Raw genomic sequence first — 24,736 nt, forward strand, 5'->3', positions numbered from 1 at the left:
GTTCACTCAGCGCAGTTGAATGGTCAAATTCGGCCCTGTTGGGATGTCATCATCAAACCATCTAGCCGTTACCGTTTTAGTCTCGGTGTAAAAACGCACAGCTTGCTTGCCATACGCATGCAAATCACCATAGAAACTGCCCCTCCACCCCGTGAAGGAGAAGAATGGCAAAGGCACCGGAATCGGAACATTGATACCGACCTGACCAACTTGAATCTCGTGCTGATATTTCCGTGCTGCCGCGCCATTAGCGGTGAATATCGACGTGCCATTACCGTAAGGATTGCGATTGACGAGATCGATCGCCTCTTGCAACGTCTCAACCTCAATACACACCAAAACTGGGCCAAAGATCTCTTGGGTGTAAATCGACATATTCGGCGTTACGCCGCTAAACAGCGTTGGCCCGATCCAATTACCATCGGGAAACCCTTCGACTTCACATTGGCTGCCATCAAGTTCACACACCGCACCTTGTTGTTTGCCTAACTCAATCAAACCCAAAACTCGCTGCTTGGCTTGCTCACTGATCAAAGGACCATACGCAGCATCCTCATCATCCCAAGCGCCGGGATGGATTTTCGCCATTTCTTGTTTGAGATCGGCAATCCAGGCTTTTGACTCACCAACAAACACCGCGACTGAAATCGCCATGCAACGTTGCCCTGCAGCACCAACCGATGATCCCACCAAGTTGTTGATGACGTGATCTTTGTTAGCATCAGGCATGACAACCATGTGATTTTTAGCGCCAGTAAAAGCTTGTACGCGTTTAAAGTATTGAGTTCCCGTGGTGAAAATGTACTGCGCGACAGGCACTGAGCCGACGAAAGACACCGCGCGAATATCGGGATGAGCAAGCAAGAAATCGACTTGATCTTTGCGGCCATGAACGATCTGCAATACGCCTTTTGGCGCACCCGCCTCTTCAAAAAGCTCAGCTAAGCGAATCGAGGTTAAAGGCACTTGCTCGGAAGGCTTAAGAACGAAAGTGTTACCGCTCGCGATTGCGATGGGAAACATCCACAACGGGATCATGGCAGGAAAGTTGAACGGAGTAATACCGCAGCACACACCCAAAGGCTGGATTATCGAGTAGCTGTCGATGTCAGTCGCGACATTTTCGACCGTTTCTCCCATCAGGTTGCTGGCAATGTTGGCCGCTTGCTCAACCACTTCTATGCCGCGCCAAACATCGCCTTTGGCATCGGCAAAGATTTTGCCCGTTTCGTGCGAAAGCAAGGTCGCGATTTCATCATGATGTTCTTTCAAAAGATGCTGATAGCGAAGCATCAAACGCGCTCGCTCTGATACCGCCACCTCTTTCCAAGATTGAAAAGCCGTTTGCGCACTTTCGATGGCCGCTTTCATCTCAGCATTTGTCGAACATGGCACATACGCGATTACGTCATTGGTGGCGGGATTAGTGACTTCAATCCAATCTGAGGTTTGAGACTCACGAAACTCACCATCAATAAATAAGGGAACCAAACGAGTCATCATTTACTCCTTTGTTAACTGTGCAGAAATTACAGCGGGATCTCGATACCTATTGCTGTCGCCTCGCCACCGCCAATACACAGTGACGCAACGCCTCGCATCACTTTCTTGTTACTTGCATCCCCATCAATCCCCAGTGCTTGTAGCTGTCGTAAACTGTGGATCAATGTGACCAAAATGCGAGCCCCACTGGCACCAATTGGATGCCCGAGCGCACAAGCTCCGCCTTTAATATTGACCCTGCTTGAATCAAGCCCTAATTCCGCAACCGCAATTTGTGTCACTACCGCAAAGGCTTCGTTGATTTCCCAGAGATCAATTTCGTCAATCGACCAATCCATTTGCGACAACAATTGTTCAATGGCGTAGACCGGAGCCAACGTAAACTCATCCGGCTTTCTCGCATGAGTCGCGTGCGATTTGATGATGGCAAGCGGGGTAAGATTTTGGTGGCGCGCCGTCTCTTCATCCATCAAAATCAACGCGGCTGCGCCATCGGAAATGGCACTGGAGTTCGCCGCAGTCACTGAGCCTTTTTTATCGAAAGCGGGTTTGAGCTGAGGAATTTTTTCTAGATCGATGGAGCGAGGATGCTCATCATAATCGAGTTGGGTTGTGGCAGTTTTTGTCCGGATGTCAATGGGTGCAATTTCATCATCAAACAAACCGCGCTCTTGCGCTTCTAACGCACGTTTTGCAGACATGGTTGCCCACTCATCCATTTTCTCACGGCTGAATTTGAGCCTATCTGCAATTTGCTGAGCATAGACGCCCATCAAGTGCCCTTCGTAGGCATCCTGCAATCCATCGAGAAACATGTGATCGTAAGTGGAGTGATGCCCTAATCGCATGCCATTGCGCACCTCTTTCAACAAATAGGGCGCATTTGTCATGCTTTCCATACCTCCAGCAACAGCCGTTCGAATAGTTCCAGCTTTGATCAAATCATGAGCAAGCATGACGCTTTTCATTCCCGAACCGCAAACTTTATTGATGGTTGTGCACCCTGTACTGGGTGGTAAACCCGCACCGAGCGCTGCCTGTCTAGCCGGCGCTTGTCCGCATCCGGCTGGTAGTACGCAGCCCATCAACACTTCATCAGTTACGGTCTCAGAAAGTACGTTTTCACCCAGCGATTTCATCGCGGCCTTTATGGCAAATGCGCCTAACTGCGGTGCGGAGTACGGTTGCAACAGCCCTTGAAAGCGCCCAATTGGCGTTCTTTTCGCACTGACAATCCAAATGTCGTTTCCCATGATTCGCGTTCCCTAACGGTGTATCACAGCGTACGAACTTACCCACCACAATTGCCTATTTAGGTTTTCTCACCTCAAACGATGAAGCTCTATCCCTTATCCGGCAACGAAATTATCGCACTGTGATTTCTTGACGTTTACGTAAGCATAGCACTAGCCTTTACAGTGAGGTAAAGAAACACATTGATAACAACCTAATTTTTATTCAGTCATGGTCAGATTTCGAGAAGCTGGATTTTTATTCGAGGTAAGTGTGTTATGGAAAAATATAAAATCAGTGATCTCGCCAAAGAGTTCGACATCACGACGCGCAGTATTCGATTTTATGAAGACGTCGGCCTGATTGAGCCAGAGCGAAAAGGCAATATGCGCGTTTATCAGCGTAGGGACAAAATCCGACTTAAACTGATTCTTAGAGGGAAACGGCTCGGCTTCTCGCTGGCAGAAATACGTGAACTGTTCGAACTTTACGACATGCAACAAACGGATGAACAGCTGCTCAAAATGCTCAATATCATTGAAGAAAAGCAAGCCGTGCTGCAACAGCAGTTAAATGACATTGGTGTCGTCATGGGCGAGCTCAATGCAGCAAAAGAACGCTGCCTTCAAACACTAAAAAACAACGAAAAGTAACAACGCCACTAACTCAAATTTCCCTCACTCAAGCAGTGCACGATTTTCACAGTCACACACCTGCAACAGGGAGACGTTATGAAAACGAGCTACATCCCGCTGAATTTCGGGCTCGGTGAAACCATTGATATGCTCCGAGATCACGTCAATGCGTTCGCGAGTGAGCATATAGCTCCTATTGCCGCCGATATTGACCATTACAATCAGTTTCCTAGCCATTTATGGCCACTTCTTGGCGAAATGGGCTTGCTTGGCGTAACCGTCAGCGAAGAATATGGTGGTGCTGAAATGGGTTACCTCGCCCACGTTGTAGCAATGGAAGAAATAAGCCGAGCATCAGCCTCCGTCGCGCTCAGCTACGGCGCACATTCAAATCTTTGCGTAAACCAAATCTTTCGAAACGGCACCCCAACGCAACGAGAAAAGTATCTGCCTAAATTAGTTGATGGTTCGCACATAGGCGCTCTGGCGATGAGCGAAGTCAATTCGGGTTCGGATGTCGTCAGCATGCAACTAAAAGCCGAAGACAAAGGCGACCACTTCTTACTCAATGGCACAAAAATGTGGATCACGAACGGCCCCGATGCGGACGTGGTCGTGGTGTACGCCAAAACAGACGCTGATGCGGGATCGCGCGGGATCACAGCGTTTATCGTCGAGCGCAGTTTTACCGGATTCAGTGACGCGCAAAAGCTCGATAAGTTGGGAATGCGAGGCTCAAACACATCTGAGCTCGTCTTCAACAATTGCAAAGTACCTAAAGAAAACATTCTCGGAGCACTCAATTGTGGCGTCGAAGTATTGATGAGTGGGCTTGATTACGAGCGCGTTGTTTTAGCTGCTGGCCCACTCGGCATTATGCAAGCGTGTATGGATATCGTCGTCCCCTACGTGCATGAGCGCAAACAGTTCGGCAAATCCATCGGCGAGTTTCAGCTTGTGCAGGGCAAATTGGCCGACATGTACTCACGTATGAACGCTGCCAAAGCGTACGTCTACACCGTCGCAACGGCTTGTGATCGTGGTGAATGCACGCGCAAAGATGCCGCTGGGGTGATTTTGTACAGCGCAGAATTGGCAACACAAATGGCGCTCAACGCCATTCAGCTACTCGGCGGTAATGGCTACATCAATGAATACGCAACCGGACGCCTTCTGCGTGACGCAAAACTGTATGAAATTGGGGCAGGAACCTCCGAAATTCGCCGAATGCTCATCGGGCGCGAATTGTTTGAGGAATCACGCTAGCTCCTGATTCACTCGCTAGGAAAAGGAAGTCATCATGGCCATCATAAAAAGCAAAACCAAGCCAACTGACGAGCTGTTTCTTTCTAACCAAGCCGCGATGGAAATGCTGGTTGAAAAGCTGCAAAAAGACGTCGCCACCATCAAACTCGGTGGCGGCGAACGTGCCATTGCTCATCAGCGACAAAAAGGAAAACTCCCGGTTCGAGAACGAATTTCACATTTGCTCGATGATGGCAGCAACTTCCTTGAAATCGGTCAGTTCGCCGCTTGGCAAGTGTACGATGAGTCCATCCCATGCGCGGGTGTCGTGGCTGGCATCGGCATGATCGAAGGAGTTCAATGCATGGTGATTGCCAACGATCCTTCGGTCAAAGGCGGCACCTATTATCCTCTCACCGTGAAAAAGCACCTTCGAGCACAAGAGATTGCTCAGCGTTGCCAACTACCGTGTGTCTACCTTGTCGACTCTGGCGGCGCGAATCTCCCTCATCAATCAGACGTTTTTCCCGATAAAGATCACTTCGGCCGTATCTTCTTCAACCAAGCCAGAATGTCGGCCAAAGGCATTCCTCAAATCGCCGTTGTTATGGGGCTGTGCACCGCAGGCGGTGCTTATGTCCCAGCAATGGCAGACGTGTCGATAATGGTGAAAGAACAAGGCACCATCTTTTTAGCCGGCCCCCCATTGGTAAAAGCCGCAACGGGCGAAGTCGTGACTGGTGAAGAACTCGGCGGCGCAGATGTGCATTGTCGAAAATCGGGGGTGGCAGATTATTACGCCGAAAACGATGAGCACGCCTTAGACTTGGCGCGCAAGGCGATTGCCAACGCGAACCGTCCAAAGCCGCCGAAATCAGACAGTGCCATCTTACCACCACGTTACGATGCGGAAGAAATGTACGGTATCGTAAATGCCAATTTGCGTTTGTCGTTTGATGTACGTGAAATCATTGCGCGTATCGTCGATGATTCGGATTTCGATGAGTTTAAAGCCCTCTACGGACGCACGTTGGTGTGCGGCTTTGCGCGCATTCATGGTCAGTTGATTGGTATTGTCGCGAACAATGGCATTTTGTTTTCTGACTCCTCACAAAAAGGGGCGCACTTTATCGAACTGTGCGCCAAACGCAAAACGCCCCTACTCTTTTTGCAAAACATCACCGGATTCATGGTCGGCAAAAAGGTCGAGGAAGAAGGCATAGCCAAACACGGTGCCAAACTGGTGATGGCGGTAGCGTGTGCTGATGTGCCTAAATTCACGGTGATCATTGGTGGATCTTACGGCGCAGGAAACTACGGCATGTGCGGGCGAGCGTATGACCCAACCATGATGTGGATGTGGCCAAACGCACGCATCTCCGTAATGGGCGGAGAGCAAGCCGCTGGCGTGTTGACTCAGGTGCGCAAAGAGATAAACCAACGTCGCGGCGAAGAATGGTCCGAGCAAGAAGAACACACTTTCAAAGAATCGATCATAGACTTGTATGAGACCCAAGGGCATCCGTACTTTGCCAGTGCAAGATTATGGGACGACGGCATCATTGACCCCAAAGAGACGCGAAACGTGCTTGCACAAGCGTTAATGGCCGCGCTCAACGCGCCAATACCTGATAGCGAATTTGGCATCTTTAGAATGTAACCGCGCAATTGAAATAAACGTTCACAAGGAAATCATTATGCAGGAAAGACAACCAAGCATTGTTCCAAACGCTCAACGACACAATGATGTGCTTTGGCAGGTTGACGAATTCGGTGTTGCAACACTGACGCTGAATCGGACAAAGAAACACAATGCCTTCGATGCCTGCATGATTGATTTGATCATCCATCGCTTAGATTATCTTGCACTAAGAACCGATGTGCGTTGCTTAGTGCTGCGCAGTAATGGCAAACACTTTTCCTCTGGTGCGGATTTAGCTTGGATGCAATCGATGGCAAATAGTACCCGAAAAGAAAACCTAGTCGATGCACAAAGCCTCGCTCGCTTAATGGAAACGTTGGATGCCTTCCCTCAACCCACCATCGCTGTCGTACAAGGCTCAGCCTTTGGTGGCGCATTGGGGCTAATTTGCTGCAGCGATATCGCTATCGCCAGCCACTCCGCTCAGTTTTGCTTGAGTGAAGTCAAACTGGGATTGGTGCCCGCCACCATTGCACCATACGTGATGCGTGCGATGGGCAATCGACAAGCACGTCGTTACATCCTCAGTGGTGAAGTCATCCCTGCGGTTAAAGCGCAACAATTTGGCATCGTGCATGAAGTGAAAAAAGATGACGAGCTTGAATCATGCGTAAGCGAAGTCGTCGCTTCTTTGCTACTCAATAGCCCAGATGCGATGAGAAAAGCGAAAGCACTGTGCGAACAATGCCACCAAAATCCCATTGATTCTCAGCTTATCCGCTACACCAGCCAATTGATCGCCGATATCCGTGTATCGCCTCAAGGGCAAGACGGTTTACAAGCTTTCTTAGAAAAACGGCCTCCGAGCTGGGTCCATCAACCTGATGCGGAGGAAGAATGACACTGCCTACTAACGTAACCATTGTTGAAGTTGGCCCTAGAGATGGACTTCAAAATGAATCTCCAGTTTCGATTCGCACTAAAATCCGGCTGATTGATTTGCTTTCTGACACGGGTTTGAGCCACATCGAAGCCGGCTCATTTGTCTCACCCAAATGGGTTCCGCAAATGGCAGATTCCAAAGAAGTCATGCAAAATATCACGCGAAGAGCCTCGGTGACTTACTCGGCACTCACCCCTAACCTCCAAGGGTTAGAGCAAGCCTTAGATGCTGGCGCCAATCAGGTCGCCATTTTCACTTCGGCTTCAGAAGGCTTTTGCCAGCATAATATCAACTGTTCAATTACAGAGAGCTTGAAACGCTTCGAGCCATTAATGGTTCAGGCCGATAAATACCATATTCCCGTTAGAGGCTATCTGTCGTGCGTCGTCGACTGCCCTTACGATGGGGCGACATCTCCAACACAAGTGGCCAACATATCGCAAGCGTTGATCGAGTTGGGATGCTACGAGGTGTCCTTGGGCGACACGATCGGAACCGGTACGCCTAATCGTGTAAAAGAAATGCTGGAATCGGTGTTAGCGAGCATTCCAAACCAACGTTTAGCCGTACACTTTCATGATACATGGGGGCAAGCGCTGGCAAATATCTACCAAGCCTTAAGCATGGGCATCACCACGGTAGACAGCAGTGTCGCAGGATTGGGAGGGTGTCCATACGCGCATGGTGCATCTGGCAATGTCGCTACAGAAGACGTGTTGTATTTATGCCAAGGCTTGGGCATTGAAACTGGCGTGGATTTGGAGCTGTTAGCCAAAGCAGGATGGATGATAAGCGATGAACTGCAACGCCAACCAACATCGAAGGTTTCGCAGGCATTACGTCATAGAATGGAATAACGCACTTTGCATGACGGGCTCAACTAACCCGCCCATTAGACTTCATAATTCGCTTTGATGCCGATATCAAAGTGCAGTGGCATGCGCCATTTTGCTATAGATAAGTAGGCCATGATCAAACCCGCAAGAAGCGCAGAGATTGCAACAATGGTTGACTGTTCGAACCACAACGCAAATGTCGTCACAACCAACAGCGTAGGTACCAATTTCAAGCCAAGGACTTTGAAACAGAACGACTCTTTCAACGCAATCCCAGAAAAGGTGACAAAGATAAAGCCTAATGCGAGCCACACTCGATTTAACTCTGGGTCGCAGACCATCAAGATCGCTCCTATCCAACCAGACCAACTGATGATAGTGCGAACTGACTTACTGTAAACGTGAATATTACTCGCAGACATTGCACCAGCAATGGCGAATACCGCAAAGACTGCTCTATATCTGCCATCCACCCCGTCGAGCCATTGACTTTCCAACGCAGCCAACCCCAACAGAGCGATGGCAAACACACTGATGCCAGCGCGATACAAGCAAACGCTCAGCTTATCTAAAAAATCTAATGTTTCTTGATGTTCAGTATTTGCCATCGTCGTTCATCTTTAGAGCGTGTATTTACGCTCGCTTGGGGAAGCGGAATCTGCCGCCAGTGCGGTAAATCACCAAAGAAAAGAGAATCAGCAGACAACCAACAAGTTTATTGGCCGTCAGAACTTCGCCATACCAAAGAATGCTGAGAACAACCGTCCAAACCGGCTCTAAGATCATAATTAGTGCCGCATTCCCTGCTTGGACAAACTTTTGCCCCATCGTCTGCATAACGTAACGCAAACTCGTCGCAAGCAACGTACTGAGCGCAAACCACCACCAAATGGATGAATCCACCTGCTCTGGTCGTGATTCCATCAAGAACGACACCAACAGACCTAGACAGCCTGCTGAAAACAGCTGCACACAAGTCAGTAGTAAAACGGGCAACTTCTGCGAATATTTGCTGTTTACATTAAAGTGTAGCGCCAAGATAAGCGCCGCTCCAAGAAACCAGAGTTGACTCGCAGACTGCTTCCAACCTCCAGCCAATGAAAGGCACGCTAAACCAATCACCGCAATAGGTAACGAGATCCAAAAGATGCGCTGAGGGCGTTGTTGAAACATTACCCAAGCCACGATTGGCACGAACAGCATCGAGAGGCTCATAATAAATGCGCCCTCGCCTAGCGTATCGCTGATTGAAATGGCATAAATCCACGTCATCACAGCGCCGCCAAGCAGCAAACCAACACCGCTAGCCGCCAACACGTCTTTTAACCGTGCCGCTTTGAGTGGTCGGTAACACAATGGCAGTAAACAGAGAGAGGCGATGGTAAATCGCAAGCCAATAAAACCAAAGGGAGGCAGCCCTTGTATCGTTTCTTTGGAAAAAATCCAGCCCAGTGCCGCTATCATCGTAGTGGCCACCAGAATCACGGTCGCTTTGCGTTCTGAGTTAAACATAATTACTCACAAAAAGGCCTGATGAATCGTCATCAGTGGGGATATTTATATCGATTTTAATCTACGAAAGTTATTTATATTCGTATCGCAAATGCTGACGAGGTGTGTAATAAGAATGGAAGATGTTAACGTTTGCGAAACGTCGGCATTATACATTGCAGGTGAGATTTCATCGAGAAATAACAGCGTGTTGCCTTCCTCGCTATAAACGGTATTCGCGAAGCGAGGAAGGGAAACTAGAACCGAGAATGGGCTCTTTGAAGCAGAAGTTTTTGAAGCGATTAATTACAAGGTGCGGTTGAACTGTGCGACAGCTTCAACCACTCGGCTTGCTCCGTCTTGGATATCGTTCATAACATTGCCCGCCTTTTCAGAGAGCTCTAGCGTATCAAGCGCCTCTTTTTGACACTGAGAAATCAGTGCAACAGCATTATTGGTGCGCTCTAGGTTTTCCGTCACCATCGAGACAATCTCATCTGTCGTGGTATTGGTGCGCATGGCAAGCTGGCGTACTTCATCGGCAACCACCGCGAAACCGCGTCCATGATCGCCGGCACGAGCAGCTTCTATTGCCGCGTTGAGCGCCAACAAGTTCGTTTGGTCAGCAATTCCGCTAATGCTATTCACCAGTTCACTAATTTTCGATGAGTGTGCTTTCAAATCTTCAATGGCGGCGTTGGCTTGCTGCATTTGCTCTGAAAGGGTCTGCATTTTCTCAAGGGTAGAACCGATTACTTGACGGCCTTGGACGGTTTGAGTGCCCGTTTCCTGAGATACTTCATTCGCCAACTGCGCCGCTTGCGCCATGGATTGCTCTTGAAGCACTTGCTGAGTAATGTTGGTCGCAAACTTGACCACTTTGTACAGCTCGCCTCTGTCGTTATGGATCGGGTTGTAAGAAGCTTCCAACCACACGACTGAGCCATATTGGTCTACGCGTTTGAATCGGTCGGTAACAAACTGCCCACTTGCCAACCTTTTCCAAAAATCGTGATACGCCGAAGAGTTTGCCTCTTCTGGCAAACAGAAAATTCGGTGATGCTTACCCACGATTTGTTCATGCTTGTAACCCGTCGTGCTGAGGAAGTTATCATTTGCTTTAAGCACTGTACCGTCTAACGTAAATTCAATGACTGCCATCGAGCGGCTCAGCGCATTCAGCATGTCTTCGTACTCGCGCGATGTCGTGATCGTTCGAGTCAGTTCAGAGGCAAACACAAAAAAGCTCTCCACCTGGTCACTTGTGTTTCGCACAGGCTGAATAACCACTCTTAACCACGCCTCTTCACCATCCCCCTTGGTGATTTGAAACGCGCCATTCCAGAATGCTTTTGCTTGAACCGACTGTTTCATGCGGTAAAAGTGGTCAGTATTTCTAACGTTTGATGGTACAAGGTCAGAAATATGCTTCGCCAAGATGGCCTTATCTGACAGTGAAAGTTGCTGCAAAAACTTTTGGTTTGCCGATGTAACTTTGCCTTTCGCATCCAACGTCAGCCTTAACATTTCTTCGTCTAGGCTTTGCTGGATCTGTTGTAGGCTGTAGAGCTCTTGTTTTAATCGTTGGTTTTCTTGTTGAAGCGACTTATTAAAAAACATTACTTTCCCTTACTCGACCAATCTATTGATTAATCAAAGGTTTATTATTTATATCTATACAGCTCGATATTACTCAGGTAGCAGTATACTGGAATTTAGACTTGGCTCACAATTAATTACATTAATATCACTAGAGGACATTTGTTAATCAATGTGAACGACAAAATCGCAATCAGATTCGGGCAAGACGCTTATATGAGGAAAGTGAAGTGATAGATCAAAAAAAAGCTCTTTCCTTACGGAAAGAGCTTTGACTTAGTTCCCAAAATTTTTGCCGTTTTACAGCAGTTCCACCGACTGTTGAGCGATTACCCACTCTTCGTTGGTAGGAATAACCAGTGCTTTCGCACCTAGCAACTCAGATGTAGCAATCACACCTGCGTTACCAAATCGAGCGTCTTCGTTACCTTTCACATCTTCAACAAAACCTAGCAGTTTTAGGTTTTTCAGAATTTCACGACGAATTGGCATAGAGTTCTCGCCAATACCGCCAGTGAAGATGATGCCGTCGAATGAATCAAGCGCAGCAAGGTAAGAAGCGATGTATTTAGACACACGGTATGTGAACACTTGGAATGCAAGGGCAGCGCCTTCGTGGCCTTCTTCCATTGCTTCCAAAATACCGCGTGCGTCGCTTGTTAGGCCAGAAACACCTAAGAAGCCAGAAGCTTTGTTCAGTGAGTTGAACACTTTCTCTTGAGACCAACCTTTCTTCAGAAGGTACTCAATGATGCCTGGGTCAAGGTCACCACAACGTGTACCCATCATTAGACCCGACAGCGGAGTGAAGCCCATAGACGTATCTACAGATTCACCATTGTTGATTGCACAAACAGAAGCACCGTTACCTAAGTGAACAGAGATGAAGCTCGATTCTTCAATCGGCTTGTTGATCATCTTCGCAGCTTCGCGACTTACAAAGTAATGACTTGTGCCGTGGAACCCGTAACGACGAATGCCGAAATCAGTGTAAAGTTCTTTAGCGATTGCACCAGTGAACGCACGTTGAGGCATTGTTTGGTGGAACGCTGTATCGAATACTGCAAATTGTGGAAGGCTTGGAAACGCTTCAACAGCAGCACGGATGCCGATAGCACCAGCTGGGTTGTGAAGTGGAGCAAGGTCTGCAAGCTTCTCAATTTCTTGTGTAACTTCTTCAGTAATACGAACGGTTTTAGTGAATTTCTCACCGCCGTGAACAATACGATGGCCCACAGCAACGATGTCTTGAGCTAGACCTAACTCTTCGGTTAAACCTACTAGTTTGCCGATAGCGATTTTGTGATGGCTATCGTCACCTTCGATGGAGATTTCCTTTTTTTCACCGTTGAATTTCCAGCTCATACGAGCGTCTGATAGACCAAAGCATTCGCCCAGACCACTTAGCACCGCGTCACCCGATACGGAATCGATGACTGCAAATTTTAGTGAAGAGCTACCAGAGTTGATCACCAGTACAAACGAATTAGACATGTAGTTATCCTGTTGTGGAGCAGAGGTTGTAATTGCGCTTCCGCGCTGCGTACTTCTTGTTTGCTCCCCTATTATTCAATAATTTTTTAATCTTTCAACAATCTTTTAGTGAAAGCGATTTGATTGAACAAATTTTGTTGATCTATAGCAAGTTTTGATTTTATTTGAAGTCTAAAAAATATGATTTGTTAAAGCTAATTTATGAATTGGTCAATTTGTACAAATTCAAACCTATGAGCTACGTTGTTTATTGGATGTATAAAAATAACAATCTCATCAATAATTCGGGGTAATAGCGTGCCCACAATAGCCTTTTTATTAGTGATCTTAGGTTTGATTTTGCTCTGCTGGGGATGGCAGATGACAAAAAATATTTGCTCGAAAACAGAGGTACCCGGGTGGACATGGCTGTTGATGTTAATAAGTTGCTTCATTTTTGCGTATGCTGCTTTCTTGCACGCAATCATGAAAAAACCGGTGGCATCATTGCTTGAAACTGGTGTTTCTTTGCTCTTATTCGGTGGCAGTATTTTTGTCGTTTTAGTCATCAAGTGGAGCAACGATTCCATCTTAGAGCTACACAGCGTCGCGGAGCGAGAAAAACGCAATGCGGTTCATGACTCCCTGACAGGGCTTCCCAATCGCAAGTATTGCTTCGAACTGATTGATGACAGAATACAATCTGGTGACCCTTTCTCTGTCATTCTGTTTGACGTAGTGAACTTTAAACAAGTGAACGATGCGATGGGACACTTCTGCGGAGACCAGTTACTGATTCAGATTGGTCAACGATTGCAAGACAAGCTCAAAGGGAGCGACAAGATCTTCCGTGTGGGGGGCGATGAATTTGTCATTCTCACCTCTTCCGCCTGTGAAAAAACGGGCACAGAACTTATCGAAAGCCTAGATTGCGCCCTCTCTGCACGCTTTCACCTAGATGAGTTCCAAGTATCTTCACGTGTCGTGTTTGGGATAAGCACCTATCCTTACGACGCGATCTCAAATGATCTTTTGATTAAACATGCCGACATTGCCATGTATCACGCCAAACGTAACGGCAATTTATTCGCATTTTATCATGATGATATGAACGTAGGCGCCAAGTACCAGCTTGAAATTTCCTCTCGCATTCAATGCGCGTTAGAGAAAGAAGAGTTTCAGTTGTACTACCAGCCCTTGATTGATGCGAACACCAATTTAGCTGTCGGATTCGAGGCAGTGATTCGTTGGCACGATGAAAACGGGAAAACTATCTCACCCAACGACTTCATCCCTATCGCGGAGCGCAGCAACCAAGTCCACAACATCACCATGTGGGTATTGGGCCAGGTAGAAAAAGATCTCAAAACCTTTATCGAAAAAGGCATTAAGTTGCCTGTACACGTGAACCTTTCAGCCAAAGACCTCTCTTCGAACCTTCTTTTCCATCGTCTTGAGAAACTGCTTGAAAACAATCCGCAATTTGCCGATCTGATCAGTTTGGAAATCACAGAAACCATGGCAATAGATAGAGTTGTGGAACTCAACCCACTCATTCACCAAATTAAAGGGTTGGGTATTAAAATCAGTTTGGATGACTTCGGTACGGGGTACTCGTCACTTTCTTTATTGCGGGATCTACCTGTGGATCAAATTAAAATCGACCGTTCGTTTTTGTGCACAGCAAACCGCACAGAAGGCTCTCGTTCCATCGTAGAGAACACGATAGCTTTAGCACATGGTTTAGGGTACTCAGTGGTGGCGGAAGGCGTTCAGGACATGGACACGCTGTATTTTTTAAGAAGCAGAGGCTGCGACATTATTCAAGGCTACCTATTTTGCCCGGCGCTGCCGCTGAATGAAGTGATTAATTGGGTTAACGAGCACGACGACAAACAAAGTCATACCCGACGCGCATAAAAAAGCCGAGCTTAATGCTCGGCTTTCAAATCAATCTCTACAACAATTTATGTAACTGTGTAGTACTGCGCTGATTATGCGTCTTGAGTGCGACGGCTACGGCCGTGACCACGTTCGCCACGGTAGTTACCACGGTGATCACCACCACGGTTACGATCGAAACGACGTTCGCCACCTTCACGGTTACCTTCGCGGTTGCCGTCACGGTTACCACGGAAGCCACCTTCACGACGACCGCCTTCACGACGCTCACCACCACGGTTGCCACCTTCGCGGTTACCACGGAAACCACCTTCACGACGACCGCCATCGCGACGACCACCGTCACGGCGACCACCACGAGACTCGCGGAAATCGTCGAAGTCACATACTACAGCACCAACATCTTGTTGACGAATACGCAGTTTGCTTAGTTTGCTCGCAGCTTCAGAAGTCATTGCTTTTGGTAGCTGAACGAATGTGTGACCTTGCGCTAGCTTGATCGCACCGATAGAACCTTTACCTAGGCCTAGTTCGTTTGCTAGAGCGCCAACGATATCTTTAACTTGAACACCTTGCTCGCGACCAACTTGAAGCTGGTAAGTATCCCAGTCTTGGTTGTTGAAGCTACGACCGCCTTCACGACCACCTTCACGGCGTTCTTTACGACGCTGCTTGTCACGCTCAATTGCTTCAACCATTGGGTCTTCGCCAATGTAGAACAGAGGACGTTTACCTTGTTGACGCTTAAGAAGCATTGCAGCAAGCATCGCAGGATCGATTTCTAGAGAAGTTTGTAGTTTCTCTACTAGCTCTGCGAACTTGTCTAGTGCTTTGTGCTCTTTCTCAGCTTCCAGTTCAGCCGCTAGCTTGTTTAGACGAGCTTCTGCAACTTGGTCACGTAGAGGAAGTTGGATTTCTTCCATAGATGACTTAGTCACGCGCTCGATAGTGCGAAGCATGCGGATTTGGTTAGTGCGAACTAGAAGGATCGCTTTACCTTTACGTCCTGCACGGCCAGTACGACCGATACGGTGGATGTAAGACTCAACATCGAATGGGATGTCGTAGTTAAATACGTGAGTGATACGTGGAACATCAAGACCACGAGCAACAACGTCAGTTGCCACTAGGATGTCGATAACACCTTGTTTGATGTGATCAACAGTACGCTCACGTAGAGACTGAGGAATGTCACCGTGCAGTGCAGCAGCTTTGAAGCCACGTGCAGATAGCCAGTCAGCTAGACGCTCGGTGTCTTGACGAGTACGTACGAATACGATTGACGCGTCAGTTTCTTCAGTTTCAAGAAGACGAGACATAGCTTCATCTTTCTCTACACCTTTCACTACCCAGAACTGTTGTTGAACTTTGTCTACAGTGTGGTTTTTACCAGCAACGTCAACAGTTACAGGATCACGTAGGAAGCGCTCAACAATGTTTTTCAGCATTGGTGGCATAGTTGCAGAAAATAGAACGCGTTGTGCTGATTCAGGAGCGTGCTCCATGATTGCAGTTACGTCGTCCACGAAACCCATGTTTAGCATTTCGTCCGCTTCATCAAGTACGAAAGTATTCACTTCGTCAAGATGTAGACGTTCACGGTTGATAAGGTCTTGAACACGGCCAGGAGTACCAACAACAACGTGTGCACCGTTTTTAAGAGCACGCATTTGATCTACGATAGATGCACCACCGTAGATTTCTAGAACTTTAAGACCCTTGATGTTTTTACCAAGGTTTTTCATTTCAGCCGCAACCTGGATCGCTAGCTCACGAGTTGGAGCAAGAACGATTGCTTGTGGTTTACGTTGATCAAGATCTAGCTTGTTTAGAAGAGGCAGAGAGAATGCTGCCGTTTTACCTGTACCCGTCTGTGCTTTACCCAGCGCGTCAGCACCTTCCAATAGGTGTGGGATTGCCGCAGCCTGAATTGGAGTTGGTGACACGAAACCCATTCCGTCTAGAGCAGAAAGGATAGAATCATTCAGAGATAAATCGCTGAATTGAATAACAGAATCTTGCATTGGGATCCTACTTAATTAAACAAAAAAACAGTCCCATATGCTCTTCCAATTCGATACTGATTCATCCAGTTACTAAATCCATTCAGACAGGAGTTAGCACAGTACACAACCGCGATAAGCCATTAGGGACGACTAAGGGAGGCGGATTATTCCTTAAATGCATAAAAAAAGCTAGAAAAAATTGAATTACATCACAATTTATTCTCACTAATGGTAATATCCGCATAAAAATCCACCTACCGCCCGTTTCTCCGAAGAGAAAAGCACCGTTGAGCTGTTTAATTCCTCAATAATTCACAGCGAATTTGTGTGCTTTAGGTAGTAATAATAGCCCGCAATGATTATAGTGTGGCCAACTCCATTGGTAAGTTAAGAAAAGATGTTTCAAGATAACCCGCTATTAACCCAGCTTAAGCAGCAAATCCAAGAAAACCTGCCTAAAAAAGAAGGTTCAATCAAAGCAACAGATAAAGGCTTTGGTTTCCTGGAAGTGGACAGCAAGACCAGCTTCTTCATCCCACCAGCGTACATGAAAAAGTGCATTCACGGCGACAAAGTCGTGGCCATCATCCGTACTGAAAATGAACGTGAAGTCGCAGAACCACAAGAGCTGATCGAACAATCTCTTACTCGCTTTATCGGTCGAGTAAAGATGTTCAAAGGCAAGCTAAATGTCGTGCCTGACCATCCTCAACTAAAGAAATTGTCTCTAAAAGCGAAACTGAAGAAAGGTTTAAAGCCTGACAACTTCGCAGAAGGTGATTGGGTTGTAGCACATCTTGTTCGTCACCCGCTAAAAGGCGACAACACGTTCTTCGTTGAAATTTCAGAGAAAATCACTGACGCTGATGACAAAATCGCACCGTGGTGGGTAACGCTAGCGCAAAACGATCTACCAAACTCAGAACCTGCTGGCATTGAGAACTGGGAATTAAAAGATGACGCCGATCTAGAGCGCATCGACATGACTCATGTTCCTTTCGTCACAATCGATGGTGAATCAACCAAAGATATGGATGACGCGTTGTACGCGAAGAAAACAGAATCTGGTGATTTTGAGTTAACTATCGCGATTGCTGACCCAACTGCGTACATCACACCTGAAGACGAAATGGATAAAGTCGCGCGTGAGCGTGGTTACACCATTTATCTACCAGGCCGTAACATCCCGATGTTACCTCGCGATCTAGCGGACAACCTATGTTCTCTAATTGAAGGCGAAATCCGCCCAGCAATCTGCTGCACCGTAACAGTGAGCAAAGACGGTGTGATTGGTGACGATATCAAATTCTTCGCTGCAAACATCAAGTCACACGCGCGCCTAGCATACGATCACGTTTCTGATTGGCTAGAAAACGGCAACTCTGACGCATGGCAACCTTCAGAAGAAATCGCAACTATCGTACGTGATCTATACGAGTTTTCTCTAGCTCGCGCAGAATGGCGTGAGAAAAACGCAGTCGTATTCCCAGACCGTCCTGACTACCGTTTTGAGCTAAGTGAAGACAATGACGTTATCGCTATTCACGCTGATATGCGCCGCAGTGCAAACCGTCTTGTTGAAGAATCGATGATCACAGCGAACATCTGTGCAGGCCGTACACTGCGTGAAAAATTTGAAACTGGCGTATTCAACACTCACGCAGGTTTGAAACCAGAGAAAATCGAAGAAGTTGTGCAACTCGTTAACCCTGAGGGTACGCTAGAATTCACAGCAGAATCGATTGCAACGCTTGAAGGCTTTGCGGCTCTACGTCGTTGGTTAGCGGTTCAAGAGACATCTTACCTAGACAACCGCATTCGTAAGTTCCAAGCATACAGTGAAGTGGGTAACCAACCTCTTCCTCATTACGCGATGGGTCTAGACATTTATGCGACTTGGACATCCCCAATTCGTAAATACGGCGATATGATCAACCACCGTATGCTAAAAGCGGTGATTCTAGATAAAGAACCAGTACAAAAACCTGACGATCAAGTGGGTGAAGAACTGGCACTGCACCGCAAGCACCACAAAATTGCAGAGCGTAACGTGTCCGATTGGCTATACGCACGCACTCTTGCAGATGAACCAAGCAAGCAAACTTGTTTCACAGGTGAGATTTTCGATATTAATCGTGCTGGTGCACGTGTTCGACTTCTCGAAAATGGAGCAGCAGCCTTTATTCCTGGTGCCCTGATTCTTGATAATAAAGAACGAATTGAGTGCAATGGCGACAACGGCACAATCTCTATCGATAAAGAGGTGGTGTACAAGCTGGGTGACACATTGGAAATCGTTCTTGCGGACGTTAACCAAGAAAACCGCAGTTTAGTTGCAAAGCCAACACAGGTATTTGCTGATCAACCAGCAGCACAAACAGAACAAACTGTAAGTGAAGAATAATACCGAATGAAGTTTAAAGGCGCTCGAATGAGCGCCTTTTTTATTTGTCATGGAAAACGATAAGAACGAATATGCCGAACATTGAGATCATTCGCTTTAGCCACTTCACTGCTCGCAAAAGTGAACGTTACACCGCCACCCATAACGGCTTATATGTCGTAGAAGAAGGCGCATTAGTCGTCCACCAGCCAAATGGCGAACAATTTGAACTACAAGCTGGCGACTTTACCCTATACAACTCTTCTGACTTAAGAAGTGCAGAAGCCATACCTGGCGAGAATGGCTTTAAAGCTGTAGCGCTAGTCTTTGACATCAGCCTATTTTGCGAGTTTAAGAAAGCACACCCTGGATTGCATTCAGAAGCAGAACACCGACGCTTCTACCCTTTCTCGCCAGAATCCAATTCAGAAATCACACAGCTTAAGAATACGTTATTGGTCTTAGCCAGTCGCAATGCTCCTGATTACACTCAGAGCCATATCGCAATGGCGCTACTTTCTCTTATGGTGGAAGTTCAGCCCGACATTCTTTCGATCATTGACGATGCAAGCAGCCTAACAGCGTCTCAAAAGGCCATTAAGTACATCGAAAAGAACATTGAGAAGGATATAACGTTAGAAGGCCTAGCGGCGCACATGAGCATGTCTATCGCGACGTTAAAACGCCGCCTTGCGGCTGAAAACCTTTCTTTTTCTCAGATATTAAAAGTAAAACGTATTAACTACGCGGCAACACAATTGCGCGTTTCACAAAAATCGATAACAGAAATCGCATTTGAATCTGGATTTAAGAGCGCTGCTCACTTTAGTACCGCGTTTAAATCCATTTACAACATCACCCCTAAAGACTTTCGTAATCAGGTAGTAAGAGGTTAATCCCCTACTCCCAAAAACACGCTTGAGGATCGCTTTCAAGTTCGGCAAGGAGATCTTCAAGCGTGTGACTATGCGGCAACTTTTTGTAAGGGATCCATCGAATTTCTTCTGAGCGAGAGGCGGGAACATAAAAGCGCCAAAGCTGAGTCTGAGAATCAAATAGAATTTTTGCAATTGGCGAGGTGTATTCACTATGTTGTGAATCTAGCAAGAAATGCGCATGGTGAAGTTCAACGCCGTTTTCAATTGGCTCATAAAGACATTTTCCTTGCTCTACCGGCAAATTAGCATTGCGCGCCGAACAAAGAATCTGAACCAGTTTATATAAGCGGCTGGTTGCCATTTGAGAAACAGACATGACGTTCTCCTGATAGGTAGTTTTTAGTATACACCCAAGCGCCATTTAAGGCTGACTTCACCAACGTTCCGTTTACAGACTTCTCAGAGATTACCATCTCACTCTCCGAGGAAACACTACGCACATCACCACTTTGCTCAAATAACGTGATAAACACGCTGCTGTTTCACATTCGAACAATCTTTTCTGATTCACAAAAGTGTAACCTGAACGCAATATCATAAGCGCTGCTTTATACCGTATATGGAGTTTAAATATGTTACGTTTTACTGTGGCAACTTTACTAGCCATGGCTGTCTCCCTTCCTTCTGCTATGGCGAAAGAAGTCAACATTTCAGGTTCAACTTCCGTTGCTCGCGTGATGGACGTACTCGCCGAAGAATACAATAAGACACACCCAGATAATTACATCGCTGTACAGGGCATTGGTTCTAGTGCGGGGATCACCATGGTGAACAAAGGTGTCGTGAAACTTGGTATGAGCTCTCGCTATCTGACAGAAAGCGAAAAAGGCGAAGACTTGAATGTGTTTCCAATTGCTTACGATGGCCTTGCCGTTGTTGTGAACCGTACAAACTCTGTGACTAACCTTTCAGCACAACAACTGTTTGACATCTACAAAGGCGAAATCAAAAACTGGAAAGAAGTCGGCGGCGCGGATCAACCGATAGCAGTTGTCACGCGAGAAGCATCTTCTGGCTCGCGCTACAGCTTTGAAAGTTTGTTGGGTCTCACCAAAATCATTAACGACCGTCTTGTTTCTGATATCAGCCCAAACAACTTAGTTGTAAACAGCAACAGCATGGTTAAAACCATTGTGAACCATAACACACGTGCAATTGGTTTTATTTCGGTGGGGTCTGTAGACCTTTCTGTGAAGGCGATTCAGTTTAACGGTATTGAACCAACAGCAGCGAACATCGCAAATCACAAATACAAACTGGCTCGACCATTCTTGGTGCTTTACAAAGTCGACTCGCTAGATCAAGCAGGCAAAGACTTTGTCGCGTTCCTAAAATCGGAAGCGGGACAAAAAACCATTGCTGACTACGGGTACATACCGGTTAAAAACTTTAACCAGTAAAAACAAAAAAGAGAGCATTGAAATGCTCTCTTTTTTATTGATTCGAATATGTTTTTAGAAGTGCAATTGAATCACAGATACCACTACCGCACCTGGGCGTCTTACGCCTTCAATTTCCACTTTGATTTCACGCTCGATCTCTAAACCTTTTTTGATAGGCGTTACTTTAGTCAGTGTACTTACTGCACGCACGTTGTTACCAGCTTTAACTGGGTAAGGAAAACGTACTTGGTTCAAGCCTAGATTCACAACCAATTTCGCTGTCGGAAATAATGGTTTATCCGCATCAACTGAGTCCGTCAGTTTAGGCAGTAGAGCCAACGTCAGGAAACCATGCGCAATGGTTGTTTTAAAAGGTGATTCAACAGATGCACGCTCTGGGTCAGTATGAATCCATTGCATATCTTCTGTTACCGCACCAAATTGATTGATACGCTCTTGAGATACATGAACCCAATCACCCGTATGGATCACTTCACCGATCTTACCGCTTAACTCGTCATACAGTTTTTGAGCTTCTGGCTGAAGAACAATCGGCGCAGGTTGAGGAGCCACTTCTTCATTTACTGCAGGCTGATTATGGTCGCGCACATTAGAAAACAAAAAGCTGTTTTGCGCCTTGCCCAAAAAGTCACTCCAGTAATCGCGTAGCGTTGGAGACATCCAATTCATAAACTCGGATTGATGAGCAGAAATCGCATCAACTTTGTCTTTAAATAGATTTGTGACCTTCATAAACACCCTTAGAAAAATTAAGCACAACTGGCTATACCAGTTAATTTTGAATTAGTTCACAAACTGTTGCAAACACTTTCGGGCGAACACATGTATCCTCAAAGCCTATAATTTGTTATTTTTCATAAAGATAACAATAAAACACCATTTTATTGATTAGCACTAGGATAAAGTAAAAACTCTACATTTAGGTGCGTTTCGCGTTGTTTTCACTCACTTTCAGTGTTGCTCACTATTGCATCGGCGTCTAGAAAATCATCAAACGGCACTTCAATTGTAATTCAGTGCTTTACAACGACTACTCCACTCCCTATTATACGTCCCGCAACGGAGAGATGGCTGAGTGGTTGAAAGCACCGGTCTTGAAAACCGGCATACGTTAATAGCGTATCTAGGGTTCAAATCCCTATCTCTCCGCCACATTTAGAAAAAAGCCGTTGATAATCAACGGCTTTTTTCGTATCTACTGTCAAACTTCTTGTTATACACATCTAGAAAGTCATTCATCAGCTTAGAAATGGTACTGTGTAACCACACAATCATAGGATCGTTTTTGTAGGCCTTGTCGTATATAAAGCCAAACTCTTTTTCTTGCAGCGGTAAAAACACCTCATCGCTCGAAGTAATGTAGCTAAATTTTTCACCCAACTGTTCTGCTATATAGATTGAACAAGGAAACAATAAGTCTGTCGTCTCAACGGCATTAATAATGACATTGATATGCGTCGTTTTAAGTTTTACTTTGAAGTCAATACCGTGACTTAACAGCAATCTTGAGAGTTTATCTTGCCGCTCATTCCAATGCTTTTGCAAGTGGATAGCCAGAGGATAAGACGCGATTGTCTCCAAGGATATTGACTCGTTATTAATTGGATGATCTTTTCTACAGACCATAACCGACATATCTTTTCCGACTTTTCTTTGGACCAAGTTTTTATTTAAATTTAATGGAAAATAATGAATTCCAAAATGAACGAGCTGATTATTAATTCGATCTGGCGTTAACTCATTCCAATCTTCAATGGTTAATTCTATATTCGGCGCGTTCTCTGAAAAGTATTGAATTATTTCTGGGGCTAGCCAATATGCGATGTAGCTATTCATCGCTATATTGATTTTTATATCTGAGGTCGATGGATCAAAAGACATATCCTCAGTTAATTCATCAATATCATGAATAATATTATTGAGTTTGGCACGTATGGAGATTGCTTTTGGCGTTAGCTCCATCCTGCCGTTTTTTCTGGTAAGTAATTCATCCTGAAATATTTCCCTTAAGCTTCTTAGAGTTCGGCTCACCGCAGAAGCACTTGTCGACATTTGGTTTGCTGTTGCTGTGATACTTTTTGTTTCCAACAGCAACGCCAACGGTTTCAGTAAGTTATAGTTAAATATCATGTCTAAACTCTCTCACAACACTCCCTAAAAACATAATATCAATTTTGATAAGTATCAAGTATCACTATTATCAATTGTGGACAAGAACATATTAATTAAACTAGTTCCATCTTGGTTGGAGTAGAAGAATCCCTTATGGCTGGTTTACATACTACAGTGAAAGTTGTTGGCTCAAAATGCAACTATGATTGTCAATATTGTTTTTATTTAGAGAAGGACCTGCTCTTAAAATCTAAAAAATCAATGAATATAGAAACGCTAGAGACTTATATTAAAAATTATATTTCTAGCCAAGATACGCCTATTGTCGAGTTCGCATGGCACGGTGGAGAACCTACATTGATAGGCATTGATTTTTTTGAAAAGGCTGTTGAGTTTCAAAAGCAATATGCTAACGGAAAATTAATAAAGAACACAATTCAAACCAATGGATCTAAATTAAACAGTGATTGGTGCAGATTCTTTCGAGAAAATAACTTCTTGGTTGGATTAAGTTTAGATGGTCCTGAGTGGCTTCAAGAAAAATACCGAACCAAACAAGGAAAAAGTGCTTTTAAAGAAAGCTTTTCTGCATTAAAGCTTCTACAAAAAATGAATGTTGAATACAACGTTTTGGCATGTGTGACCAAAGAGTATTGCAAACATGCGGAGGCTATCTATTCATTTTTCCGAAAGAACAAGGTGAAACATATTCAGTTCTCACCTCTTGTCGAATCTTCTCCGTTAGAAACAGAGCAAGCTCGTGGCCAACACTTTGGTAGCAATCTGATTTTCTCGACAGACAAACACCATACAGATCCTCAGAAATACGAACCTATCGCTTGGTCTGTTGATGCCAAAGAATACGGACGTTTTCTCACCGACGTATTTCATCTTTGGGTTTCTCAAGATGTGGGAAAAGTCTTCATTTCGAACTTCGAACAGGCATTAACACAATATCTTGGCAACCCCTCTCCAAACTGTATTCATGCAAAAAAATGCGGCTCGTCTTATGCCGTTGAAGCAAATGGTGACGTTTATTTCTGTGACCATGTCGCCTACCCGGAGTCGAAACTCGGCAATGTATTCGAAACATCGTTACACGAGATGTCGTTGAATCACGAACTTCAGTTCAATAAAGAATCCCGCTTATCTATGCGATGTAAACAATGCCAGTTCTTGTCTCTCTGCAACGGCGGCTGCCCAAAACATCGCTATCTATCCGACACTGGTGAGTATGAAAACGTCCTTTGTGATGGTTATTTCTATTTTTTCAGCTCAGTACAAAAGTATTTGCAAGCAATGACGACGCTCTTAGCTCATGGCTATCCAGCAAGCTATGTCATGCAAGCATTAGACGGCCCTTTAATCCTTACACCCTCTAATAAAAGGTAA

Annotated in this window: 20 protein-coding genes and 1 tRNA gene; 11 read left to right on the plus strand and 10 right to left on the minus strand. The window is 45.8% G+C overall.

Going from position 1 to position 24,736, the window contains the following annotated elements; translation table 11 throughout:
• Window positions 1-6: 6 nt before the first annotated feature.
• A complete protein-coding gene (locus BIW15_RS09010) occupies window positions 7-1,500 on the minus strand; it encodes a CoA-acylating methylmalonate-semialdehyde dehydrogenase (RefSeq protein ID WP_077280878.1) in 1,494 nt (497 codons plus the stop codon).
• Between the two features lie 29 nt (window positions 1,501-1,529).
• Window positions 1,530-2,756, minus strand: coding sequence for a thiolase family protein (locus BIW15_RS09015; RefSeq protein ID WP_077280879.1), 1,227 nt, complete (start codon window positions 2,754-2,756; stop codon window positions 1,530-1,532).
• A 258-nt stretch (window positions 2,757-3,014) separates the two neighbouring features.
• Here BIW15_RS09015 and BIW15_RS09020 point away from each other — a divergent pair, with 258 nt between their 5' ends.
• The 5 genes from BIW15_RS09020 (at window position 3,015) to BIW15_RS09040 (ending at window position 8,058) form a co-directional block, all read left to right on the plus strand.
• A complete protein-coding gene (locus BIW15_RS09020) occupies window positions 3,015-3,389 on the plus strand; it encodes a MerR family DNA-binding transcriptional regulator (protein WP_005455792.1) in 375 nt (124 codons plus the stop codon).
• Between the two features lie 78 nt (window positions 3,390-3,467).
• On the plus strand, window positions 3,468-4,637 hold the full coding sequence (locus BIW15_RS09025) for an isovaleryl-CoA dehydrogenase (protein WP_077280880.1): 1,170 nt from the start codon (window positions 3,468-3,470) through the stop codon (window positions 4,635-4,637).
• A gap of 34 nt (window positions 4,638-4,671) precedes the next feature.
• Window positions 4,672-6,276, plus strand: a complete 1,605-nt coding sequence (locus BIW15_RS09030) for a carboxyl transferase domain-containing protein (RefSeq protein WP_077280881.1) — start codon at window positions 4,672-4,674, stop codon at window positions 6,274-6,276.
• Between the two features lie 37 nt (window positions 6,277-6,313).
• Window positions 6,314-7,159 (plus strand): enoyl-CoA hydratase-related protein, encoded by an 846-nt coding sequence (locus BIW15_RS09035; RefSeq protein WP_020835089.1) that lies wholly within the window; start codon window positions 6,314-6,316, stop codon window positions 7,157-7,159.
• Complete coding sequence (locus BIW15_RS09040; RefSeq protein WP_025535720.1) at window positions 7,156-8,058, plus strand: hydroxymethylglutaryl-CoA lyase; 903 nt, start codon at window positions 7,156-7,158, stop codon at window positions 8,056-8,058. Before BIW15_RS09035 ends, BIW15_RS09040 begins: the two co-directional genes overlap by 4 nt.
• 35 nt (window positions 8,059-8,093) lie before the next feature.
• Here BIW15_RS09040 and BIW15_RS09045 read toward each other — a convergent pair whose 3' ends face one another.
• The 4 genes from BIW15_RS09045 to BIW15_RS09060 form a co-directional block, all read right to left on the minus strand.
• Window positions 8,094-8,645, minus strand: coding sequence for a DUF2301 domain-containing membrane protein (locus BIW15_RS09045; protein WP_077280882.1), 552 nt, complete (start codon window positions 8,643-8,645; stop codon window positions 8,094-8,096).
• Between the two features lie 25 nt (window positions 8,646-8,670).
• Window positions 8,671-9,549, minus strand: a complete 879-nt coding sequence (locus BIW15_RS09050) for a DMT family transporter (protein WP_005485953.1) — start codon at window positions 9,547-9,549, stop codon at window positions 8,671-8,673.
• Between the two features lie 285 nt (window positions 9,550-9,834).
• Window positions 9,835-11,148: a methyl-accepting chemotaxis protein gene (locus BIW15_RS09055; protein WP_062854826.1), complete on the minus strand. Its 1,314-nt coding sequence runs from the start codon at window positions 11,146-11,148 to the stop codon at window positions 9,835-9,837.
• Window positions 11,149-11,427: 279 nt separating this feature from the next.
• Window positions 11,428-12,621, minus strand: coding sequence for an acetate/propionate family kinase (locus BIW15_RS09060; protein ID WP_005483382.1), 1,194 nt, complete (start codon window positions 12,619-12,621; stop codon window positions 11,428-11,430).
• A 360-nt stretch (window positions 12,622-12,981) separates the two neighbouring features.
• Between BIW15_RS09060 and BIW15_RS09070 the strand changes: the two genes are divergently transcribed.
• Window positions 12,982-14,520, plus strand: coding sequence for a bifunctional diguanylate cyclase/phosphodiesterase (locus BIW15_RS09070; protein WP_021821499.1), 1,539 nt, complete (start codon window positions 12,982-12,984; stop codon window positions 14,518-14,520).
• Between the two features lie 74 nt (window positions 14,521-14,594).
• Here BIW15_RS09070 and BIW15_RS09075 read toward each other — a convergent pair whose 3' ends face one another.
• Window positions 14,595-16,526, minus strand: coding sequence for a DEAD/DEAH box helicase (locus tag BIW15_RS09075; RefSeq protein WP_077280883.1), 1,932 nt, complete (start codon window positions 16,524-16,526; stop codon window positions 14,595-14,597).
• 379 nt (window positions 16,527-16,905) lie between these two features.
• Here BIW15_RS09075 and rnb point away from each other — a divergent pair, with 379 nt between their 5' ends.
• Entirely contained in the window at window positions 16,906-18,912 is a 2,007-nt protein-coding gene (gene rnb, locus BIW15_RS09080; protein WP_077280884.1) for an exoribonuclease II, read from the plus strand.
• Window positions 18,913-18,983: 71 nt separating this feature from the next.
• On the plus strand, window positions 18,984-19,787 hold the full coding sequence (locus BIW15_RS09085; RefSeq protein ID WP_053048019.1) for an AraC family transcriptional regulator: 804 nt from the start codon (window positions 18,984-18,986) through the stop codon (window positions 19,785-19,787).
• A 4-nt stretch (window positions 19,788-19,791) separates the two neighbouring features.
• Here BIW15_RS09085 and BIW15_RS09090 read toward each other — a convergent pair whose 3' ends face one another.
• Window positions 19,792-20,145, minus strand: coding sequence for a DUF3024 domain-containing protein (locus BIW15_RS09090; protein WP_005462123.1), 354 nt, complete (start codon window positions 20,143-20,145; stop codon window positions 19,792-19,794).
• Window positions 20,146-20,401: 256 nt separating this feature from the next.
• On the opposite strand from BIW15_RS09090, the gene BIW15_RS09095 reads away from it, so the two are divergent.
• Window positions 20,402-21,229 (plus strand): phosphate ABC transporter substrate-binding protein, encoded by an 828-nt coding sequence (locus tag BIW15_RS09095; protein WP_005462121.1) that lies wholly within the window; start codon window positions 20,402-20,404, stop codon window positions 21,227-21,229.
• 54 nt (window positions 21,230-21,283) lie between these two features.
• On the opposite strand, the gene BIW15_RS09100 is transcribed toward BIW15_RS09095, so the two are convergent.
• Window positions 21,284-21,964 carry a MaoC family dehydratase gene (locus tag BIW15_RS09100; RefSeq protein ID WP_005462115.1) on the minus strand — a complete coding sequence of 227 codons (681 nt, stop codon included), beginning with the start codon at window positions 21,962-21,964 and terminating at the stop codon, window positions 21,284-21,286.
• Window positions 21,965-22,293: 329 nt separating this feature from the next.
• Here BIW15_RS09100 and BIW15_RS09105 point away from each other — a divergent pair.
• Window positions 22,294-22,384, plus strand: a tRNA-Ser gene (locus BIW15_RS09105).
• Between the two features lie 24 nt (window positions 22,385-22,408).
• On the opposite strand, the gene BIW15_RS09110 is transcribed toward BIW15_RS09105, so the two are convergent.
• The gene (locus BIW15_RS09110) at window positions 22,409-23,362 is read right to left on the minus strand and encodes a LysR family transcriptional regulator (protein ID WP_021452586.1); all 954 of its coding nucleotides are present in this window, start codon (window positions 23,360-23,362) and stop codon (window positions 22,409-22,411) included.
• A gap of 135 nt (window positions 23,363-23,497) precedes the next feature.
• Between BIW15_RS09110 and BIW15_RS09115 the strand changes: the two genes are divergently transcribed.
• Window positions 23,498-24,736, plus strand: a complete 1,239-nt coding sequence (locus tag BIW15_RS09115; RefSeq protein WP_029795377.1) for an anaerobic sulfatase maturase — start codon at window positions 23,498-23,500, stop codon at window positions 24,734-24,736.

The sequence above is a fragment of the Vibrio sp. SALL6 genome, from assembly GCF_002002385.1.
Taxonomy (GTDB): domain Bacteria; phylum Pseudomonadota; class Gammaproteobacteria; order Enterobacterales; family Vibrionaceae; genus Vibrio; species Vibrio parahaemolyticus.

Coding starts and splice junctions, on each gene's coding strand:
- BIW15_RS09025 (WP_077280880.1), top strand. CDS start 3,468: ATGAAAACGAGCTACATCCCGCTGAATTTCGGGCTCGGTGAAACCATT.
- BIW15_RS09015 (WP_077280879.1), bottom strand. CDS start 2,756: ATGGGAAACGACATTTGGATTGTCAGTGCGAAAAGAACGCCAATTGGG.
- BIW15_RS09075 (WP_077280883.1), bottom strand. CDS start 16,526: ATGCAAGATTCTGTTATTCAATTCAGCGATTTATCTCTGAATGATTCT.
- BIW15_RS09010 (WP_077280878.1), bottom strand. CDS start 1,500: ATGACTCGTTTGGTTCCCTTATTTATTGATGGTGAGTTTCGTGAGTCT.
- BIW15_RS09020 (WP_005455792.1), top strand. CDS start 3,015: ATGGAAAAATATAAAATCAGTGATCTCGCCAAAGAGTTCGACATCACG.
- BIW15_RS09070 (WP_021821499.1), top strand. CDS start 12,982: ATGACAAAAAATATTTGCTCGAAAACAGAGGTACCCGGGTGGACATGG.
- BIW15_RS09095 (WP_005462121.1), top strand. CDS start 20,402: ATGTTACGTTTTACTGTGGCAACTTTACTAGCCATGGCTGTCTCCCTT.
- BIW15_RS09100 (WP_005462115.1), bottom strand. CDS start 21,964: ATGAAGGTCACAAATCTATTTAAAGACAAAGTTGATGCGATTTCTGCT.
- rnb (WP_077280884.1), top strand. CDS start 16,906: ATGTTTCAAGATAACCCGCTATTAACCCAGCTTAAGCAGCAAATCCAA.
- BIW15_RS09035 (WP_020835089.1), top strand. CDS start 6,314: ATGCAGGAAAGACAACCAAGCATTGTTCCAAACGCTCAACGACACAAT.
- BIW15_RS09115 (WP_029795377.1), top strand. CDS start 23,498: ATGGCTGGTTTACATACTACAGTGAAAGTTGTTGGCTCAAAATGCAAC.
- BIW15_RS09040 (WP_025535720.1), top strand. CDS start 7,156: ATGACACTGCCTACTAACGTAACCATTGTTGAAGTTGGCCCTAGAGAT.
- BIW15_RS09045 (WP_077280882.1), bottom strand. CDS start 8,645: ATGGCAAATACTGAACATCAAGAAACATTAGATTTTTTAGATAAGCTG.
- BIW15_RS09060 (WP_005483382.1), bottom strand. CDS start 12,621: ATGTCTAATTCGTTTGTACTGGTGATCAACTCTGGTAGCTCTTCACTA.
- BIW15_RS09090 (WP_005462123.1), bottom strand. CDS start 20,145: ATGTCTGTTTCTCAAATGGCAACCAGCCGCTTATATAAACTGGTTCAG.
- BIW15_RS09085 (WP_053048019.1), top strand. CDS start 18,984: ATGCCGAACATTGAGATCATTCGCTTTAGCCACTTCACTGCTCGCAAA.
- BIW15_RS09050 (WP_005485953.1), bottom strand. CDS start 9,549: ATGTTTAACTCAGAACGCAAAGCGACCGTGATTCTGGTGGCCACTACG.
- BIW15_RS09110 (WP_021452586.1), bottom strand. CDS start 23,362: ATGATATTTAACTATAACTTACTGAAACCGTTGGCGTTGCTGTTGGAA.
- BIW15_RS09030 (WP_077280881.1), top strand. CDS start 4,672: ATGGCCATCATAAAAAGCAAAACCAAGCCAACTGACGAGCTGTTTCTT.
- BIW15_RS09055 (WP_062854826.1), bottom strand. CDS start 11,148: ATGTTTTTTAATAAGTCGCTTCAACAAGAAAACCAACGATTAAAACAA.